This is a genomic window from Kutzneria sp. 744 (assembly GCF_000568255.1).
Taxonomy (GTDB): Bacteria; Actinomycetota; Actinomycetes; order Mycobacteriales; family Pseudonocardiaceae; genus Kutzneria.
Genome location: NZ_KK037166.1, coordinates 11,199,780 through 11,217,685, shown reverse-complemented (window position 1 = coordinate 11,217,685; position 17,906 = coordinate 11,199,780). Strand labels below are relative to the sequence as shown.

Annotated in this window: 17 protein-coding genes; 5 read left to right on the top strand and 12 right to left on the bottom strand. The window is 69.7% G+C overall.

Annotated features, from left to right (window positions below):
- The first annotated feature begins 9 nt into the window (after positions 1–9).
- Both KUTG_RS55680 and KUTG_RS50755 read left to right on the top strand, forming a co-directional pair.
- Positions 10–3,339, top strand: a complete 3,330-nt coding sequence (locus tag KUTG_RS55680) for a cytochrome P450 (protein ID WP_198047653.1) — start codon at positions 10–12, stop codon at positions 3,337–3,339.
- 8 nt (positions 3,340–3,347) lie between these two features.
- The gene (locus tag KUTG_RS50755; protein WP_043727222.1) at positions 3,348–4,028 is read left to right on the top strand and encodes a cytochrome P450 family protein; all 681 of its coding nucleotides are present in this window, start codon (positions 3,348–3,350) and stop codon (positions 4,026–4,028) included.
- Between the two features lie 39 nt (positions 4,029–4,067).
- Here the strand turns inward: KUTG_RS50755 and KUTG_RS50750 are convergent, their stop codons facing one another.
- The 12 genes from KUTG_RS50750 to KUTG_RS50695 all read right to left on the bottom strand — a co-directional run bounded on the left by KUTG_RS50750 (position 4,068) and on the right by KUTG_RS50695 (position 15,812).
- Positions 4,068–4,871 (bottom strand): hypothetical protein, encoded by an 804-nt coding sequence (locus KUTG_RS50750; protein ID WP_043727219.1) that lies wholly within the window; start codon positions 4,869–4,871, stop codon positions 4,068–4,070.
- A 48-nt stretch (positions 4,872–4,919) separates the two neighbouring features.
- Complete coding sequence (locus tag KUTG_RS50745) at positions 4,920–5,903, bottom strand: serine hydrolase domain-containing protein (RefSeq protein ID WP_043727216.1); 984 nt, start codon at positions 5,901–5,903, stop codon at positions 4,920–4,922.
- A gap of 13 nt (positions 5,904–5,916) precedes the next feature.
- A complete protein-coding gene (locus KUTG_RS50740; RefSeq protein WP_052396420.1) occupies positions 5,917–6,279 on the bottom strand; it encodes a DUF4180 domain-containing protein in 363 nt (120 codons plus the stop codon).
- Entirely contained in the window at positions 6,272–7,072 is an 801-nt protein-coding gene (locus KUTG_RS50735) for an alpha/beta fold hydrolase (RefSeq protein WP_043727214.1), read from the bottom strand. Before KUTG_RS50735 ends, KUTG_RS50740 begins: the two co-directional genes overlap by 8 nt.
- Positions 7,069–7,488 carry a helix-turn-helix domain-containing protein gene (locus KUTG_RS50730; protein WP_043727210.1) on the bottom strand — a complete coding sequence of 140 codons (420 nt, stop codon included), beginning with the start codon at positions 7,486–7,488 and terminating at the stop codon, positions 7,069–7,071. Before KUTG_RS50730 ends, KUTG_RS50735 begins: the two co-directional genes overlap by 4 nt.
- 496 nt (positions 7,489–7,984) lie before the next feature.
- Positions 7,985–8,401, bottom strand: coding sequence for a hypothetical protein (locus tag KUTG_RS50725; protein WP_043727207.1), 417 nt, complete (start codon positions 8,399–8,401; stop codon positions 7,985–7,987).
- Between the two features lie 150 nt (positions 8,402–8,551).
- Positions 8,552–9,664, bottom strand: a complete 1,113-nt coding sequence (gene menC, locus KUTG_RS50720; RefSeq protein WP_043727206.1) for an o-succinylbenzoate synthase — start codon at positions 9,662–9,664, stop codon at positions 8,552–8,554.
- Positions 9,661–10,515: a hypothetical protein gene (locus tag KUTG_RS50715; protein ID WP_043727203.1), complete on the bottom strand. Its 855-nt coding sequence runs from the start codon at positions 10,513–10,515 to the stop codon at positions 9,661–9,663. Before KUTG_RS50715 ends, menC begins: the two co-directional genes overlap by 4 nt.
- 788 nt (positions 10,516–11,303) lie before the next feature.
- Positions 11,304–11,507, bottom strand: coding sequence for a ferredoxin (locus KUTG_RS50710; RefSeq protein WP_369794611.1), 204 nt, complete (start codon positions 11,505–11,507; stop codon positions 11,304–11,306).
- Between the two features lie 10 nt (positions 11,508–11,517).
- Positions 11,518–12,756, bottom strand: a complete 1,239-nt coding sequence (locus tag KUTG_RS50705) for a cytochrome P450 (protein ID WP_157495381.1) — start codon at positions 12,754–12,756, stop codon at positions 11,518–11,520.
- 193 nt (positions 12,757–12,949) lie between these two features.
- Positions 12,950–13,339, bottom strand: coding sequence for a cold-shock protein (locus KUTG_RS50700; RefSeq protein WP_232241379.1), 390 nt, complete (start codon positions 13,337–13,339; stop codon positions 12,950–12,952).
- A 34-nt stretch (positions 13,340–13,373) separates the two neighbouring features.
- On the bottom strand, positions 13,374–15,812 hold the full coding sequence (locus tag KUTG_RS50695) for a beta-glucosidase family protein (RefSeq protein ID WP_043727197.1): 2,439 nt from the start codon (positions 15,810–15,812) through the stop codon (positions 13,374–13,376).
- Positions 15,813–16,012: 200 nt separating this feature from the next.
- Between KUTG_RS50695 and KUTG_RS55675 the strand changes: the two genes are divergently transcribed.
- The 3 genes from KUTG_RS55675 to KUTG_RS50685 form a co-directional block, all read left to right on the top strand.
- Entirely contained in the window at positions 16,013–16,195 is a 183-nt protein-coding gene (locus KUTG_RS55675; RefSeq protein ID WP_043727195.1) for a DUF6229 family protein, read from the top strand.
- 7 nt (positions 16,196–16,202) lie between these two features.
- Complete coding sequence (locus tag KUTG_RS55055) at positions 16,203–16,757, top strand: hypothetical protein (protein ID WP_052396417.1); 555 nt, start codon at positions 16,203–16,205, stop codon at positions 16,755–16,757.
- A partial coding sequence (locus tag KUTG_RS50685; RefSeq protein ID WP_157495738.1) for a DUF4135 domain-containing protein occupies positions 16,664–17,906 on the top strand: 1,243 nt, incomplete at its 3' end. The genes KUTG_RS55055 and KUTG_RS50685, both read left to right, overlap by 94 nt.

Here is a 17,906-nt window from a genome sequence, read left to right as displayed (position 1 = left end):
CGTGTTTGTGTGGTCGGGGCGGGAGTCAGCGGTCTGACCGTCGCCCGGGAGCTGGAACGTCTCGGCCATTCCGTGACGGTGTTGGAGGCGGCGGAGAACGTCGGTGGCAAGTGCGCTTCGGTGACGTTGGACGGACATGTCTTCGACGTCGGCGGGCACGTGTGCACGCTGACGTACAAGCGGGTGGCGGCGCTGGTCACCGAGCTCGGTCTGTCCATTGAGGACATCACTCCGGTGACACGGAGCCCCTTCCTGAGCAAGGACGCGCGGCGGCGGTATGACGCCCTCAAGGCGGAGCACTTCCCGGACATCGCGAAGGCCGGGCTGGCCCACTCGGCCAGGGCGTTGGCGATGCCGGTGCGGGAGTGGCTTTCCCTGCTGCCGGAGTTCGCGGCGACGTTCGAACTGGGCTACACCTCCTCCGGATACGGTCGTCTCGACGGCGATCTGCCGGCGTTGTACCTGGTCAAGTACGCCGAGATGACCGGACTGCTGTCAGACCGGGGCACATCGGTGCTGGGTCGTCAGTGGCCGTTCACCATCGCCGGCGGGTTCGGCCAGGTGTGGGAACGCGTCGCCGCCGAGCTGGCCGATGTTCGTTGCGAGGCAAGCATTTCCTCGATCCGACGACACGGCAACCGGGTGCTGGTGACCGTCGACGGGGAGACGCTGCGGTTCGACGATCTGGTATTGACCGTGCCGCTGGATCAGCTGCTGCCGGTGCTGGACGCTCGCGAGGACGAACAGGATCTCGCCTCCCGGGTGCGATATCAGGACTACCGCACGACGTTCTGCACGGCCCCGGACCAACCACGGATGGCCTTCACGCTGTACGGCGACACGTCTTTCCACCACCGATACGCCGACAGCGAGGTCTGCGCCCGCTACTCCTACGGGCCGGCCGACGCCGACGAGGTGTTCTGGGACCGCCAGTGGAAGTACATGCCGCACTTCGGGTGCGCCGACCTCGCCGACGGGATCTACGACCGGATCGAGGAGATCCAGGGCCGGCACCGGACCTACCACGTGGGCAGCCTGCCGGCCTTCGAACTGGTCGAGTGCAACCTCGACTATGCCCTGGACTTCGTCGCCCGCCACTTCGGCAACGACCTCACGAACTGGTTGGCCCGGCGCGTATCGGCCGAGATCAAGCGCCCGGTCGACCCACATGCCCCGATTGCCACGCTGGGCCTGGAGTCGCTCCAGATGGCGACCGTGCTGGCCGATCTGTCGTCCCACCTCGGCTATCGGGTGCCGCATTCGCTGCTGCTCGAACTGCCCACTTTGGACGCTGTCGGCCGGCACCTCGACGAGCACGGCGACGAGGTCGCCGGCCCGGAGAGCCTGGCGTTGGCATTGACACCGCCGCGTCCGTTCTTCTGCATCGGCGGCGCGGTCGGCGCGGCCTACTACCTGCTGCCGCTGGCCCGGGCGATCGGGCCGCAGCAGACGTTCTATGCCTTGCAGAGCCCCGGTTTCGACGGCGTCGACGAGCCACTGGACGAGGTGCCGGCGCTGGCCGCCCGCTACGTCGACGAGATCAAGGCGATCCAGCCGCACGGGCCTTACCTCATCGGCGGGCACTCGTTCGGCGGCCTCGTCGCGTACGAGGTCGCTTGCGTACTCAGGAAACACGGCGACGAGGTCGCGCAGGTGATCCTGATCGACACCTACCTGGCCGAGCCCGGCCAGCCCGAGCCGCCGGCCGATGACGTGGCGATCATCGAGGAGCTGTGGCGGATGCGCAGCCTCGCCTTCCGCGGTGCCGACGCGCCGAGGCGCCGGGTCGACCAGTCCCTCTCCCCCGCCGAGCAGCGCCGCGAGCTGGCCCGCTTCCTCGGCGCGAGCGGACCGGCGGACGAGCACATCGCCGCCATCATGCGGGTCTACCAAGCCCAGCTCGAAGCCGTGGTGCGCTATGAGCCAGGGCCGTCCGACCTCGCCGTGACGTTGATCAAGGCCGACGGCGGCTTCCCACAAGTGCTGTTCGACGACCGGCACATCGCGCTGCGCCTGGATGATCCGGCCAACGGCTGGGAAAGCGTCGCGCTGCAAAGCTTGTCGGTGATCACGGTGCCCGGCAACCACTTCACGGGCCTTCGCACCGCCGGACCTCACCGCGCTGGCCGCGGCGATCCGGTCCTGCATCGCCGCCATCCCCGCGCCGCGACCGCCGCAGCAGGCACGGGTCGAGGCCAGCATCCACCTCAACCCGATGGACCCGGACTTCCTCCAGGACCCGTACCCCTTCTACCACCTGCTGCGCGACCTGGCTCCGGTGTACCGGGACGAGGCGTGGACGGCTGGGTACTGACCCGGCACGCCGAAGTGTTCCAACTGCTGCGGGATCCGTCGGTGATCCGGCCGTCCACCGCCACGCTCCTGCCGCGGCTGCCCGAGGAGACGCTGGCCGAGCTGAGGCCGTTCATCGAGTGGCTGGACGCCAGCCTCCCGTTCAGCAACCACGAGCGGCACGAGCGGATGCGGCGGCTGATGGCCGGCAGCTTCACGGGCCGGGCGGTGGAGGCGCTGCGTGGCGACGTGGAGAAGGCCGTGGCCGAGATGCTGGACGGTATCGACCGCCCGGGACCGGTGGAGTTCATGTCCGAGGTGGCGTATCCGTTGCCCGGCCGCGTGGTGATGGACCTCGTGGGCGTGCCGCGCTGTGATCAGCCGCAGGTGGCAGAGTGGGGCCGCGAGGTCATGGCCGTGCTGGGGCAGGCCCAGTTCGGCGAGGATCCGGTCAGCACCGCGTACCGGGCCATGGCCGCCGCCGACGAGCTGACCAAGTACATCGGCGGCATGGTCTCCGACCCCGAGATGGCCACCACGGTCATCTCGGTGATCAACGCCGGGCTGGAGACCACGGCCCACTACATCGGCAACAGCGTGCTGGCGTTGCTCCGCAACCCCGATCAGTACGAGCTCCTGCGCGATGACCCGTCGGTCGCCCGGACCGCGGCCGAGGAGCTGCTCCGCTACGACAGTCCCGCGCCGATCATCACGCCGCAGCGGGCGACCGTCGACCTTGAGCTGGCCGGCAAGCGGATCACCGCCGGTGAGCTGGTGTTTCCCGTGCTGGGCGCGGCCAACCGCGATCCCGGTCGCTACCCCGACCCGGACCGCCTGGACCTGCGCCGGCCCGACGCCGCCGGGCATCTCACGTTCGGCGCCGGCGCGCACTACTGCCTCGGGGCGGCGCTGGCCCGGGTCGAGGGCCAGGTGCTGTTCCCCGCGCTGGCCGCGCGGTTCCCGTCGTTGCGGCTGGCCGAGGAGCCCGTCTTCCGGCCGGACCCCGCGCTGCGGGGCCTCGATCGGCTGGCGCTGCTGATCACCTAGAATGCGTCGTGGCCGTGATGCTCGACGACAAGTACATCCAGGACCGGCACACCATGCATCGGTGGTTGCGGTCGCAGGCGCCGATCTGCGAGGCGGTGCTGCCCGACGGGCGGCGGGTGTGGCTGATCAGCCGCTACGCCGACGCCTTCGAGGCGCTCCGGTCGTCGCCGACCGAGCCGGCGCCCGGTGACGTCGACGCCGTGCTGGCCGGCCTGGACGGCGACTTCGACCTGCTGCGGGATTTCGCCCAGCCGATCGTCGGCGACAATGTGGTCGCGCATCTCCTCGTCAACGCCGTCGTCGACCTGCTCCGGCACCCCGACCAGGTCGGGGTGAACGTGGCCGAGCTGTCACGGCACGACGGCCCCTACGGTATGGCGCTGCGCACCGCGACGGACACGATCACCTTGGCCGGCATCGACATCGAGGCCGGCGAGACGGTCGCCGTGCTGATCGGCTCGGCCAACCGCGACCCGATCATGTTCGACCGGCCCGACGAGCTCGACTTCGGCCGCAACACCACCGGCCACCTCACCCTGGGCGACCACGAGGACCTGGTCGACGAGGCGATCACCAAGCTGCGCCAACGGTTCCCGGCCCTCGCCCTGAGCGGCGAGCCCACCCGCCTGGACGACGTGGTGGTCAACGGCTACGCCAAGGCGCCGGTCACGGCGATGCCGACGCTGTGAAGGGGGCTTTCCCGCACTCGGAGTGCGGGAAAGCCCCCTTCACAGCGGGCCCGTCGAGTGACGGCCCTTCCTGATCGGGTCGACCGGGGCCAGCGGCAGCTCCATGATCGCGCGGATCAGGTCCCGGACCGCCGCCGCGCGATCCTCCGAGTCGAGCAATATCAGTAGCCGTTCGGCCGACAGCTGACGGGAGAAGGCGAAGGGCTGCGAGAAGTACAGCCGTAGCCGTTCGGACGTGGACTCCTGCGCCCGCAGGAAGGACCGGCCCAGGTAGGCCGCCAGCGCCGCCCCGACCACGCCGATCGAGCCGGCGGCGATGACGATCACCGTGGAGCCGGTCGACGCCACCACCGCAACCGCGACGACCAGCACTGCGAAGCCGACGACCACCGCCCGCTGCGCATGGCGAAAGCTGCGCTCCGCCTGGGAAGTCGCCAGCGCGTGGTAGTAGTCCAGACGGCGCTGGGTGAGCGCCCACAGGGCCGTCAGTTCGAGCGGCCCGCGCTTGTCGGCGGCCTCCTCGGCCCGCTCCAACCGCCGGCGCGTCTCCTCCACCTGCCAGCGGTCGGCGTGCTCCCGTTGCAGCGCATCGCGATAGGCCAAGTTGACGAACAGCGCCAACAGGCCGAACAGCACAGCCGTGGCGACCGCCAGCGCCAGGTAGGGAATCTGCCCCGGCAGCACCTGCTCGAAGCCGAGCGTGATCCGGTAGTTCCGGTAGAGCACAAAGGACGCCACGCCGACGGCCACCGCCACCAACACGGTCAGCCAGCCGCCTCGCCGCTGCCGGCGGCGCTCGGGCGACCCGCGCCATGCATCCGACTCAAGCGTGCTGGCGTCCACTCGCGAATGCTAGCCAGCGGCCCGGCGCCGCCGACACCTCCAATGGAGTCAACCGAACAGGCGGATGATCGGCCGCCGGCCGACCGTGATGTTGGCAATGACGGTGCGGGTGAACGCGCCGGACGGTTCGCATTCCGACCAGAACGAGACACCCGGGTCGCCGCCCGACATGATCACGACATCGGACGTCGGGTGCAGCCAGAAGCCCAGACCGTAGCGGCGGTGCGGAGAATCGGGCTGCGCGCTGCGTGGCCGCAGCATCTCGTCCACCCACTTCGACGCGACGATCCGGCCGGCGAAGAAGGCCCGCCACAGCGCGTGGACGTCGGACAGCGTGGTGTAGATGCCGCCATCGCCGTTGCCCCGCACCGGTAGGTCGAAGACGTTGGTGCGCAAGCCTTCCGTCTCCAGGTAGCCGAGCGCCATCCGGGCGTCCGGCTCGTCGCTGCGCAGGAAGGCCGTGTCCGTCATGCCGGCCGGGGCGCACACCCGCCGCGCCACCAGCTCGTGGAACGGCACGCCGCTGGCGCGCTCGGCAATCACCGCCAGCACGACAAAAGCGCCGTTGTTGTAGACGAAGTCCGTGCCCGGCGGGAACTTCATCGGGTAGCCGTCGAGGACGGGCACATAATCCTCGGTGGTGACCAGGTTTTGCGCCGGCACGGACAGCACCGGATCCTTGTCGCCGTCCTCGCTGTAGTAGTCGCCGATGCCGGAGCGGTGGGAGAGCAGCTGCTCCACCGTCACCGCGTCGTCGATCAACGGCAGGTCCGCGCCCAGCGCGGACCGTGCCGTCGTCGACAGGTCGAGGGTGCCGTCCTCGATCAGAGACATCACCACCAGGGCCGTTAACGACTTGGTGCCGCTGGCGATCGCGAACCGAGTGTCCACAGTGTTCGGTACACGCAGCCCGCGATGCGCCATGCCGTAGGCCCGCTCGAACACCGTCGCGCCAGCCTCGTCCAGCCGCACCACGCCGGAGAAGTCCGTCGCGGTGGCGACGCGGTCGACCTCGGGCCCCAGTTCGCTCATCCGGTCAGGATAGTCACGCCAGGCGGGCGGCCAACTCATTTGTGTCGGCCAGGAACCACAGGCGGCGGCCCCGATTGGACTCCCGCACGTACGCCCGCAGCGGCTCGCTGACGGCGAGGTGTTCGCCCAGGTCGCCGACGATGGCGAGGCGCTGGCCGTAGCCGATGACCTTCTGCGTGAAGTGCCCCAACAGGGTTGTGCGCAGGTCGAAGACGCCGTCGGCGAACCGCTCCACCGGAATGACCACCAGCGTCACCGACTGTCCCCACAGCTGCCCGATGATGTCGACCGCGTCCTGCTCGCTTGACAGCTTCGGGCCGTCCGCGTCCAGCACGTACGCCTTCGTGCCACTGATGTCGGTCAGCGTGTCAGCCATGGAGGAATCCCCCGATCCGCTCCGTCTGGTCCGGCAGCATGTGCCCGGCGCCGGGCAACATCACCACGGTGGCGTCGGTCGTCGACCTCAGCCGCCGCTGCGTGGCCCGGGAGTCCAGCAGCTCGTCGCTGTCGCCGACGATCACCAGCAGCGGCATGGTCAGCCGGCGCAGCCGGGCCGCCGAGAAGATCGGCATCAGCAGCCGCGGCCGGAAGTGCTGGAACACCATGCGCACGTACTTCTCCGGCGCCGACTTGGGCTCCGGCTGCTTGCGACCCAACATCTGACCGAGGAGGAACGCCGCCATATTGCCGAACCGCTGGCGGCCGATGCCGCCCGGCACCGTCAGCACCATGCGGCTGACGCGCCCCGGCCGCCGCGTGGCGTAGTCGATGGCGAACCAGCCGCCCAGCGACACGGCGACCACCTGCACCTCGGTCAGGCCCAGACCCGCCAGCACGTCGTCCAGCCACTCGGCGTAGGCCGGAGAGCCCAAGGGCGGCCGCGACGGCGCGCTCAGACCCGGCTCCCCGATCACGTCCACGGCGTGGAAGCGGAACCGGTCGGCCAGGTGTCCCACCAGCGGCATCCAGGTCAGGGCGTTGCCGCCCGAGCCGTGCAGCAGCACGACCGGCGGGCCGGTCTCGTTCCCGGACACCAGCACGAAGGTGTCGCCGTGGCGGGTCGCCACCGTGCGCCGGTCGGCCGGGACCGGCCAGTGGGCCAGCCACTCCTCGTACTGGCGACGGATCTGCTGGGCCCCGGCGTCGGTCTTGTAGATCGTTGCGGTCACGACTCCCCCTCGGCGAGCAACGCGATCCACCGCAGCAGTTCCGCGGTGGTGGTCAGGTCCCCCAGGACGATGAGCTTCAGCCGGCCGCGCGCCTCGTCGTACGCCGACTCGATGCGCAGGGGCTGCTCCTGGTAGCCGCGGGTGTTCGCGGCCCCGACCGCCCCCATCGCGATGCGGCTCGCGTCCTCACGGCTGATCGCGTCGATCTCGACGATGCTCGACACCTCGACGTGCCGGGTGCGCCGGACCTTGGACTCCGCGCCGGTGAAGGCGTCGAGGTCCTCGCGGGCGATCCGGTACTGCTTGCCGATCCGCACCGCCTTCAGGCGGCCCTCACGGACGTAGTTGCGAACCGTGCGCACATGCAGGCCCAGCAGGTCCGCGACCTGCTCGACCGAGTACATCTCCTGGGACACAGACGCCAGACTACCGCATCGCTCCCTATCGGCAACTGATTAGGGAACAATAGGGAAGTTTGCGACCTAACCGAGGGCCGCCCCGGATGCAGGGAAGGACGCCTTACCCGCATCCAGCGCGGGGTAAGGCGTCCTTCCCTGATAGTTAAACCAGTACTCTGCACACGACCGCCCCTAATCACGCTCCAAGAGAATAGCATGGATAGTAGGCTTAATCCTGTTATAAAGCACATGTTAGTGCCCACCTGGTAGGCCGCCAGGGGCAGAAATGCAAGCCCAAAAGTCTCGCGCTATTCCCTGCATGACGAGGCCCGGACACGCGGCGAGGCCGCGGGGCGTGGGCCCCGCGGCCTCGTGTCGCGCCACTGCTCGTCAACAATTATTCACACCGAGCGCCCCGGCAATGTAAATCGCCTGAACCAACCCGGGCGTCGAACAAAGGGAAGAATGTCGGCGACCGGGCGGGCGCGGCGACGGGGCGCCCGACCCGGTCATCTCACGCCACGGTGACGTTCGTCAGCGACAGTTCGGTCTGCTGACCGTTCCCGTTGAGCCAGACGATGTCGAAAATCCAGATGTTGCCCGGCTTGCTCGGCGTCACATTGGGCACCGTGAAGTCGACGGCTCCGGATTTCGGATCCACGCTCGTCTTGATGAGCGTGTTGGGCGCGTGGCCCATCCCCGTGGAGTGCGCGAGCCACAGTTGGACGGCGGTCACCTGTGGCGCGTACGCGGTGTTGAAGTGCCAGGTCGCGTGGACCTGCTGGCCCGGAACGAAGGTCGTGGCGGACAGGGTGGTGTCCGTGACGACGTCCGACAGCGACGGCGGGTTGGCCTGCGCTGCCCCGGTGGAGAGGGCAATGGCGACGGCGGCGGAAGCGGCGAGCACGCCGATCCGGCGAAGGTACTGCATTTTCTTGCCCCCAGAGACAAGGCGACGGTACCTCATTATCTGAGCAGATTCGATTCAGTGACGCAAGGCGGAGAGACCCAGCACACACCGAGGTATACATTGATGAATCCGCCGGGTCACCGGAGGTCTAGAACAATTAAAACGATTCCTTCACCCGTTTGCCGGCAACCAACGGGTGTCGGTCGTCAGGTCGTGCAGAATCTCGGGTACGGGGGTGACGCCGATTCCCGGCCCGGTCGGCACGCGGACGTGCCCGTTCTCGAGTGTGAACGGCTCGGTGACGTCCCGGTGGTAGTAGCGGTCGGACGCCGAGGTGTCACCGGGCAGGGTGAACCCGGGCAGCGAGGCCAGCGCCAGGTTGGCCGCCCGCCCGATCCCGGTCTCCAGCATCCCGCCGCACCACACCGGCACGCCGTGGGCCTGGCAGACGTCGTGCACGCGGCGGGACTCCAGATAGCCGCCGACCCGTCCCGGTTTGATGTTCACGATGGCGCAGGCGCCGAGGCTGATGGCGTCGGCCGCGACCTTGGCCGAGGTGATGGACTCGTCCAGGCAGATCGGCGTGCGCACCAGCCGGGCCAGCTGGGCATGCCCGAGCAGGTCGTCCTCGGGCAGCGGCTGCTCGATCAGCAGGAGGTCGAACGGGTCGAGCTTGGCCAGCTGCCGCGCGTCGCCGACGGTGTAGGCGGTGTTGGCGTCGACCTGGAGCGGCACCTCGTCGCCGAAGCGTTCCCGGACCGCGCGCACGGGCTCCACGTCCCAGCCGGGCTCGATCTTCAGCTTGATCCGCACGTAGCCCTGGTCGAGATAGCCGGCCACGGCGTCGAGCAGCTGCGGGATGGTGTCCATGATGCCGACCGACACGCCGGAGGCCACGCGGTCGGCCGCACCGCCGAGGTAGCGGGCCAGCGACAGGTCGAGGGAGCGCAGCTCGGCGTCGAGAAATGCCGTCTCCAGCGCGGCCTTGGCCATCTGGTGGCCGTGAAACCGTTGCATGGCGCGGGAAACAGCGTGAACGTCCGGATCGGACAGCGCGGCGATCTCCGGGAACAGCACGTGCTCGATCACATGGGCGGCCGCGTCCACGTATTCCGGCGAGTACACCGGCGCGCCCATGGCCACGCACTCCGACCAGCCCTCGCCCTGGTCGGTGACCAGCCGCAGCAGCAACAGGTCCCGGGTGCTCTCGCTGCCGAACGACGTCCGGAACGCGCCCACCAGCGGCAGCGTCGCCCAGCGCAGCTCAAGGCCCTCGATCTTCACGCGTCCTCCCCGCGGTCGAGCAGATATCCACCCTCACGGCTGAACCCGGTGATCACGGCGCCGTCGGCCAGCAGACCGCCGAGCACGTCACGCACCGCCAGACGCCAGCGCAGCGCGGCCTCGGGCCGCGCCTTGCGCACGGCGTAGATGTCGGCCGGGATGCGGACTTCCACATAGCGGCCCTTGATCCCGCCCGGGACCGGCCGTTGCTCACCGTCAATGTCCAACGCCACCAACGCATCCGCCGCCCGCTCGACCGGATGCCCGGCCAGCGCCCGTGTGACGACCGGGTCCGCGAGATCCCACTCCAGCAGGATGCGGTCGCTCTCGTCGCCGGCGTTGAGCTCGTCGGGCATGTCGCCGTAGAAGGACTCCAGGTACACATGGCAGCGCGCGCCCAGCTTGGCCAGGTTGAAGTGCGCGTTTCGGGACACCAGCGGATCGAAGGTCCAGCCGATCATGCGCAGCCCATTGTCCAGCGCCCACGCGCGCTGGTGCGTCTTCAGCGCGAACCCGACGCCGCGAACCTGGCCGTCCGGCAGCACGCCGGTGATGTGCGAGTGCAGGCTTCGGGTGTCCGGCGGGCCGAAGAACCCCATCGTGGCGCCGACCATCGTGTCGCCGCGATACGCCGCCGCCACGTAGCTGCCGAGGTGCGAGACGACCCGCAGCAGTTCCAGCGTGGCCGGCGGGTTCGTCGGGTCGGGCCGCCACACCAGGTCGAGCAGCACACGAACCTGTTCCAGCTCCGGCAGTTCGTGCACCAGCCGCACCGTCACCCCGGCCTGCTCCGCCGCCGAGTCCGCCCGCGCCCGCGCCGCCTCGTGAACTTCCGTCCCCGCCTCGATCATCCGTCATGCCTAGCACACAAATCCCGGCCCGAGCAGGGGCTCGGGCCGTGCCCATCGGGCCTGATCAGCGCAACCGGCGGCGGTGTCCGACGCGCCCGGAGGCGATGTCCGCTCCACCCGAAGCGGCCGGGATGGGAGACTGGAGGCATGGACAGACTGGTCCTGGAGGCCGCCTGGTGAGTGTATTAGGCATTCCCGATCCGGATGGCACCGTCGCCCCGTGCCCGGGCTGTGGCCACGCGACCGTGGTCGCGACCACCAGCACCGGCGCGGAGCGACTGCACTGCGGGACGTACGAGCCCGTGTGCCGCCCCACCCGGCCCACCACCAGGGTGGCCCGCATGTTCGGTCGTTTGACCAAGCTCGTCGGAGGTGACCCGCGTCACTAGTCGGTCGGAACCTCGGCCGATGGACAACCAGGGCGCATCATGGGTCAGGGTCGGCGACGGCACCTTGTGATCGCACGATCGGGACAGCCATGAATTTGGCGCTAGTCCTCGCTACAATCGTAATCATAGCGATCACACGTGAAGCCGCAATTAAGCACGGTAGGCGTCTGAGGAATCGCCGAATAGAAAGGTGACTGAAGGAACAAACGCGCGGAGCATCTCACGCCACCGAGGCGGCACTGGCCGTGGGTCATTGAAGCCCCTTGGGAGTTACACTTTCGGTGCGACGGTTTATTTCCTTAGTCGCACACTTACAGCGAACATCTGAATTTTCGATTACAGATGGTCTCCTGCTAACAACATACGCCCCGCTGAGAATACATAGGAGCCTGTCCTGTCTCAGGCGCGCTCGGTCAGCCTGATGACCGCGTTGGGGCACATGGTGGCCGCCTCACGCACGGCGCCGGCCTGCTCCTCGGCCGGGTCGGCGTCCAGCAGCACCACCAGGCCGGTGTCCTCGTCCTGGTCGAACACCGCGGGCGCGGCCAGTGCGCACACACCCGAGGCGATGCAGAGGTCGGTGTCGGTCTCGATGTGGATCACGAGATGTCTCCTACTGCTCCTGCGCCGGCAGCACTTCGTCGAACACCACGGGTAGATGCGCGGGACCGGGCACGATGTTGTCCTCGCGCAGCGGCACCTCGGACACCGGCACCGCGCACCGCAGCGACGGCACCCGCCGCAGCACCGTCTCCAGCGCCACCCGCAGTTCGAGCCGGGCCAGCTGCTGGCCGACGCAGGCGTGCGGGCCACGGCCGAAGTTGAGGTGCGAGTTGGGCGTGCGGGCCAGGTCGAGCTTCTCGGGGTCCGGGAAGACCTCGGCGTCGTGCGACCCGGCGCCGATCCCGGCCAGCACGTAGTCGCCCGCCTTGATCTGGACGCCGGCGATCTCGGTGTCGACGATGGCCTGGCGCAGGATGCCGACGTTGCCCGGCAGGTACCGGACGAACTCGTCGACGGCGGTCGGCGCCAGCGACGGGTCCTCGACCAGCCGGGCCATCTCGTCCGGGAACTCGAACAGGGTCAGCATGATGAAGGTGAGCATGCCGGCCGTGACGTCGAAGCCTGCGGAGATCAGGGCGAACCCGATCGACTCCAGCTCGTCGTCGGTGAACGGCTTCTCGCCGGCCTCGCTGCGGGTGATGATGTGGCTGAGCGCGTCGTCGCCCGGGTTCTCGCGGCGATCGACCAGCAGCTTGCGCACGTACGCCTTGAGCTTGTCGAACGCGGCGGTCGCCGTCTCCACGTCGATGTTGATGTCCAGGGCCGCGGACGCCGAGTCGTGGAACAGCTGGCGGTCCTCGTAGGGCACGTCCATCAGGTCGGCGATGACCGCGGTCGTCACCGGCTTGGAGAACAGCTCGTGCAGGTCGACGGGCTGCTCGGCGCCGGCGATGGCGTCCAGCCGCTCGTCGACGATGCGCTGCACCGCGGGCCGTAACCCGTCGATCCGCTTGGCCGCGCCGAGCTCGATGCCGAAGGCACGCCGGAACCGCAGGTGCTCCGCGCCGTCCATGCGGTTGAAGTCGCCGGGCTCCATCGGCTGCGGCGGCCACATCCGGGGCAGCATGTGGTTGATCGAGCCGGCACCCGAGCTGAACCGGGTGGCGTCGCTGAGCACGTCACGGACATCGTCGTACCGGTTGACCATCCAGGCGTCGATGCCGGCGGGCGTGCGCACCCGCGCCACGGGCCCGTTCAGGTCGGTCTCCTCGTGCCCGGCCGCGGCGGCGAACGGGCACCCCCTCGCGCGGTCGACGGCACGCGCGGACAAATCGGTGCTGACTGACAAGGCCCCACTCCCCTTGTGTGCGCATTCCCCAGTGGGCGTGACAGCGCTGTCACGCAACACTGCGAAGTTATCGGTGTTAACCCGATACCGGCAAGGGGAGTCCGGATTTTCCTGCCCCAATGATCCAGAAATGGCCGGGGATCAGGACGAGCGGCTCGGGAAAACGGGCGGCCGTGGCCGCCGCCCGCTTCCGCTAGAGCGAGACGCCGCGGGACCGGGCCACATCGGCCACCGTCTGGCGGATCCGCAGGATCTGCGCCCCGGTCAGGTCCGGCACCTCGACCAGCAACGCCTCCGTCAGCTCCGCGCCGAACGCCGACACGGAGCCACCACCACCTCCACCGCTGTAGCCCGAGCCCCGGCCGCCGCCGCGACCGCCCGTGCGCCGCACGTCGACGGCCTTCAGGCCCCGGTCGCCCTCCTCGATCTCGAATTCGACCGTGGTGCCCGGCTTGAACACCGACTTGTCCTCGCTGAGGTCGTTCGCGTGCACAAAAACGTCCTCGCTACCGGAATCCGGCGCGATGAACCCGAAGCCCCGCACGTCGTCGAACCGCAGCACGCGCCCTGTGGCCACACCCACCAACTCTCACCTCGCACAACCACACAACCCACTGTCAACCGGCTACTGTACCGGCGCTCAGATCAACGGTGAGTCGCCGGTCGGCCACCGAGCGTCCGACCTCCAGCCGGTGCCCGCCGGCGGCGTCGCGCCAGCCGCCGTCCCGCCACACCTGCCGCGACCGGCGCGGGACCGTGATCACCGCGGTGGCCGTGCGGCCGGGCTCGGCGGTGACGGAGGCGAAACCGGCCAACCAGCGGTGCGGCCGCTCGGAATCGGGCTCGGTCGGCGCCAGATAGGCCTGCACAACCTCGCGGCCGGGCCTCTTTCCGGCATTGCGGACAACGACCGTCGCCGTGCCGAGAATGTCGGGGTCCTCATCGGACGGTGCGAATTCCACCGATTCGTACGCCCAATCCGTGTAGCCGATTCCGTGGCCGAACCAGTAGGCCGGCTCGGTGTCGCCGCGCTGCCAGGCCCGGTAGCCGATGAACACGCCCTCCTCGTAGCGGAGCGTGCCGTCGGTCGGCGTCACGTTCAGCACCGGCGCATCCTCGGTGCGCTTCGGCCATGTCGTCGGCAGCCGACCGCCGGGTTCGGTGGTGCCGTTGAGGACATCGGCCAGCGCCGCGCCGGCGGCCTGGCCCGGGAACCACGTGAGCAGCACCGCCGCCACGTCGTCGGCCCAGGGCATCTCCACCGGCGAACCGGCGTTCACCACCACGATCGTGCGGGGATTGGCCTCCGCGACGCGACGTACAAGCTCGTCCTGCGGGCCCGGCAGCGCCAGCGTCGTGCGGTCGAAACCCTCGCTCTCGCTCTGGTCCGTCGTCCCGACCACGACCACCGCCACATCGGCGTTCTTCGCGGCGGCGACCGCCTTCTCGATGCGCCGTTCCGGGTCGGACTCGGGGCCGCTGTGACCGAGGGTCAGGGCGATCCACACGTACTTGTTGATGCCGCGCTCCAGGCCCAGCGGCGTGAGGCGGAAGCTCACCTCGACCGGTTGCCCCGCCGGCAGATCGACGTCGAAACGCTCTTCCCGCGGGTTCAGGATCGCCGTGAACGGGTCGTCGCCGCTCGGCATGGTCGATTGCTCGAACAGCACCGTGCCGCCGATCTCCAGCCGGGCCTGGCCGAGGCCGATGAAGCTGAAGGTCTGCCGGCCCGTCTCGAACGGCGTGAACCTGCCGGCGATCTCCACCGAGCGCACCCGCTTCGGGTCCACGCCGGCCGGCGCCTCGCCGATCCACCGGATCTGGCCGTTCTCCAGCGGCCCCGTGGCGACTTCGCCGCCGTCCGCGTCGAGCGCCCGCCAGCGGAGATCTGCGTTGTCCCCCAACGGAGGCAGCTGCGTGCGGGGGTCCGCGCCGAGCTCGTACGTCACGTTCGGGAAGGCCCGTCGGAGGCCGTCCAGCGGCGAGATCACCTCTTCCGGGAACACCACCGCACTGCCGCCGCCGAGGATCCTCGCGTCCTTCGCCGCGCCGCCGAGCACTGCAAGCATTCCCGCCTTCGTTGCGTCCAGCGGTAGCAGATCCGCCTTGTTGTGCAGCAACACGAACGACCGCGCCGCCACCTCCCGCGCCAGCGCGCCGCCGTCGATCGGCTCCGGGACCGTCGTCACCGCCGGCTCCGCGCCGTCCAGGATTCCCACCCTCGCCGCCAGCAGCAGCACCCGGCGGACCATCGCGTCCAGCACGTCCTCCGGCACCCGGCCGTCGCGGACCGCCGCCGCCAGGTCAGGCCCGAACGGCGTGATCGGGCCCGGCATCGCCACGTCCAGCCCGCCCTTCGCGGCCCGCTCCGTGTGCCTGGTCGCCGTCCAGTCCGAGACGATGAAGCCGTCGAACCCCCACTCGTCGCGCAGGATTCCGTTCTGCAGCGGGCCGTGCTCGGTCATCGTCGCCCCGTTGACCGAGTTGTAGGCCGCCATCACGCCCCACGGCTTCGCCTGCTTCACGATGATCTCGAACGGCGCGAGGTACAGCTCCCGCAGCGTCCGCTCATCGGCTTGCACGTCCACCGTGTAGCGCTGCGTCTCCGAGTCGTTGGCCACGAAGTGCTTCACCGTCGTCGCCACACCCCCGTCCTGCACGCCGCTGACGTACCCGGCCCCCACAAGCCCGGTCAGCAGTGGATCCTCCGAGTAGCACTCGAAATGCCGCCCGCCCAGCGGCGTCCGGTGCAGGTTCACCGTCGGCGCCAGCAGCACATGCACGCCCTTGCGCCTCGCCTCCTGCGCGAGCAGCCGCCCCACGGCGCGCGCCAGCTCCGGATCCCAGCACGCCGCCAGCGCCGTCGGGCTCGGCAGCGCCACCGACGGGTCGTCCGGCGTCTGCCTCGTCCCCCGCACGCCGATCGGCCCGTCCGACATCACCAGCGACGCCAGCCCGATCCGCGCCGTCGCCGGCAGCGACCACCGGTCCTGCCCCGCCACCAGCCCGGCCTTGGTGTCCAGATCCAGGCGCTTGATCAGCTCGTCGAGATCCATGCCCCCACCCTGCCAGAACGGTCCGGCCCGGCCGGCGCGAAAGACGGCCGGCGGTGCCCGGTCGCGCCTTGCGGGGCCGGGGCGCCACCCTGCCCTTCCCTCCGAAGGCAGCGTGACCCTCCCTCGATCGGCACTGTCACCAGGGAAAACACCGGATCTAGCGTGGATTTCCCCCGTACCCCGACCGAAAGGGGAACCCGATGTCGCCAACAGATCTCGTGGCACAGTGGCGAGCGGACATCCAGGCGCCGGACAACCCGGCGGGCCCGCTCTACACCGGCGGCGAGCACGCCGAGTCGGAACTGGCCAACCGCATCCCGCCGGACACCCTGCACGGCTGTGGGACGGCCTGCACCGGGTCGCGCACCCGACTCTGCTGCTGAGCCCGCGATGACCGAGGCCGGCGATTTCGACGATTGTCTTGGCTGCCTGGTCGGGCCGGCGCTGGACGACCTGGAAACCGGGCTGCGCGGTGTCGTCGGCCTCACCCCCGCCGAGGCGGGGGCGCTGCACGAGGGCGCGGCCGCGGCGCTGCTGGAAACGGTGCGGCGCAAGGTGACCCGCACGCTCGTGCTGGAGCTGAACGCGGCGCGGGTGACGGGCCGGTTGACGGGTGCGGATCCGGCGCAGCGGTGGGCGGAGTTCCTTGCGCTGGCGGCACGGCGTGAGTACTGGGACTCGTTGACCGAGCACTATCCGACGTTGCTGGCGCGGGTCGACGTGATCGTGGCCAACCGCTGCGCGGCGGCGCTGGAGCTCGCCACCCGGTTCGCGGCCGACCGCGACCCGGCGCTGGGTGAGCTGCTGGCGGTGACTTCGGGGCCGGCGACAGCCACCGTCACGGCCGTACGGTGGCGATCCTGCGCTGCGCCAACGGAAACACCGTGTACAAGCCGCGTTCGGTGGCGGTCGATCGGGCCTTGTCGACGCTGCTGGCCACGCTGAACGTCAAGATCAGGGTGCCGGACGTGCGGGTACGGGACGGCTACGGCTGGGCGGAGTTCGTGACCCATCGATACTGCGCCGACGACGAACTTGCGCAGTTCTATCGCGGCATCGGGCACTGGCTGGCGATCTCCCGCCTGGTCGGCGGCAGCGATCTGCACGCGGAGAACCTCATCGCCTGCGGACCGGTCCCGGTCGTCGTGGACTGCGAGACTCTGTTCACCCCGCTCGAACCGATCGAGCCCTCGTTGGGCGGCATCGCCGTCGACCGGGCGCGGGCGCTGGTCAGCGGTTCGGTGCTGCGGACCGGTCTGCTACCGGGGCGGGGCACGGCGCTGGGCTGGCGCGGCGTGGACACGTCGGCTGTCGGCTCGCTGCCGGACCAGCAGCCACAGACGGAGCTGCCGGTGGTCCTCGGCGTCGGCACGGACACCGCCCACGTGGGCCTGGCACCGGCGGAAATCCCTTCCGCCGCCAACCATCCCAGCCCGGAGCCGGCGCTGTCCAAGCACTGGCCGCAGGTGCTGGCCGGCTTCGACGAGCTGACCAGGCAGCTGCTCGCCCTGGACCGCGAGGGGCGGCTGGGGCCGCTGCTGGAGCCGTTCCACGCCTGCGAGGTGCGAATCGTCAAGCGCGCCACCGAGCAGTACGCGGAGGTCGGCCGCATGCTGTGGCATCCGGTCTCGCTGCACGACCAGCCGGCGGCGGCCGAGCGTGCCGCGAAGGTGCTGACGCCGACGGAGATCGAGGACCTGCTGGCCGGCGACATCCCCTTCTACACGGCCGTTCCCGAGGTCGCCGAGGCCCTGGACCGCTTCCGGCGCGGCGACGTCGAGGTGGAACGTGAGGTGATCAAGGCGGCCCTGGTCAGCGCCTACCTCAACGACGGCTGGCTGCCGGACGAGAAGCCGATGCGGCCGACGGTGATCCGCACCGACGACCTGGATCGCCGCCGTCGCAGGCTCGCCGCGGAGCTGACGCAGCGGCTTGTGCGGGCGGCGATCCGAGGCGAAGACGGTTCGGCGACGTGGATCGCGCCGGTGCTGGACGACACCGGCTGGACGGTGCGGCCGCTCAGCCAGGACGTGTACGGCGGCGCGGCCGGGGTCGCGATGGTGCTGGCCGGCTACCAGCACGAGGTGCGCGCCG

Bases quoted from the DNA above. Each gene is read 5' to 3' on its own strand.
- KUTG_RS50745 (WP_043727216.1), bottom strand. From the start codon at position 5,903: ATGAGCGAACTGGGGCCCGAGGTCGACCGCGTCGCCACCGCGACGGAC.
- KUTG_RS55055 (WP_052396417.1), top strand. From the start codon at position 16,203: ATGACCGAGGCCGGCGATTTCGACGATTGTCTTGGCTGCCTGGTCGGG.
- KUTG_RS50740 (WP_052396420.1), bottom strand. From the start codon at position 6,279: ATGGCTGACACGCTGACCGACATCAGTGGCACGAAGGCGTACGTGCTG.
- KUTG_RS50725 (WP_043727207.1), bottom strand. From the start codon at position 8,401: ATGCAGTACCTTCGCCGGATCGGCGTGCTCGCCGCTTCCGCCGCCGTC.
- KUTG_RS50715 (WP_043727203.1), bottom strand. From the start codon at position 10,515: ATGATCGAGGCGGGGACGGAAGTTCACGAGGCGGCGCGGGCGCGGGCG.
- KUTG_RS55675 (WP_043727195.1), top strand. From the start codon at position 16,013: ATGTCGCCAACAGATCTCGTGGCACAGTGGCGAGCGGACATCCAGGCG.
- KUTG_RS50695 (WP_043727197.1), bottom strand. From the start codon at position 15,812: ATGGATCTCGACGAGCTGATCAAGCGCCTGGATCTGGACACCAAGGCC.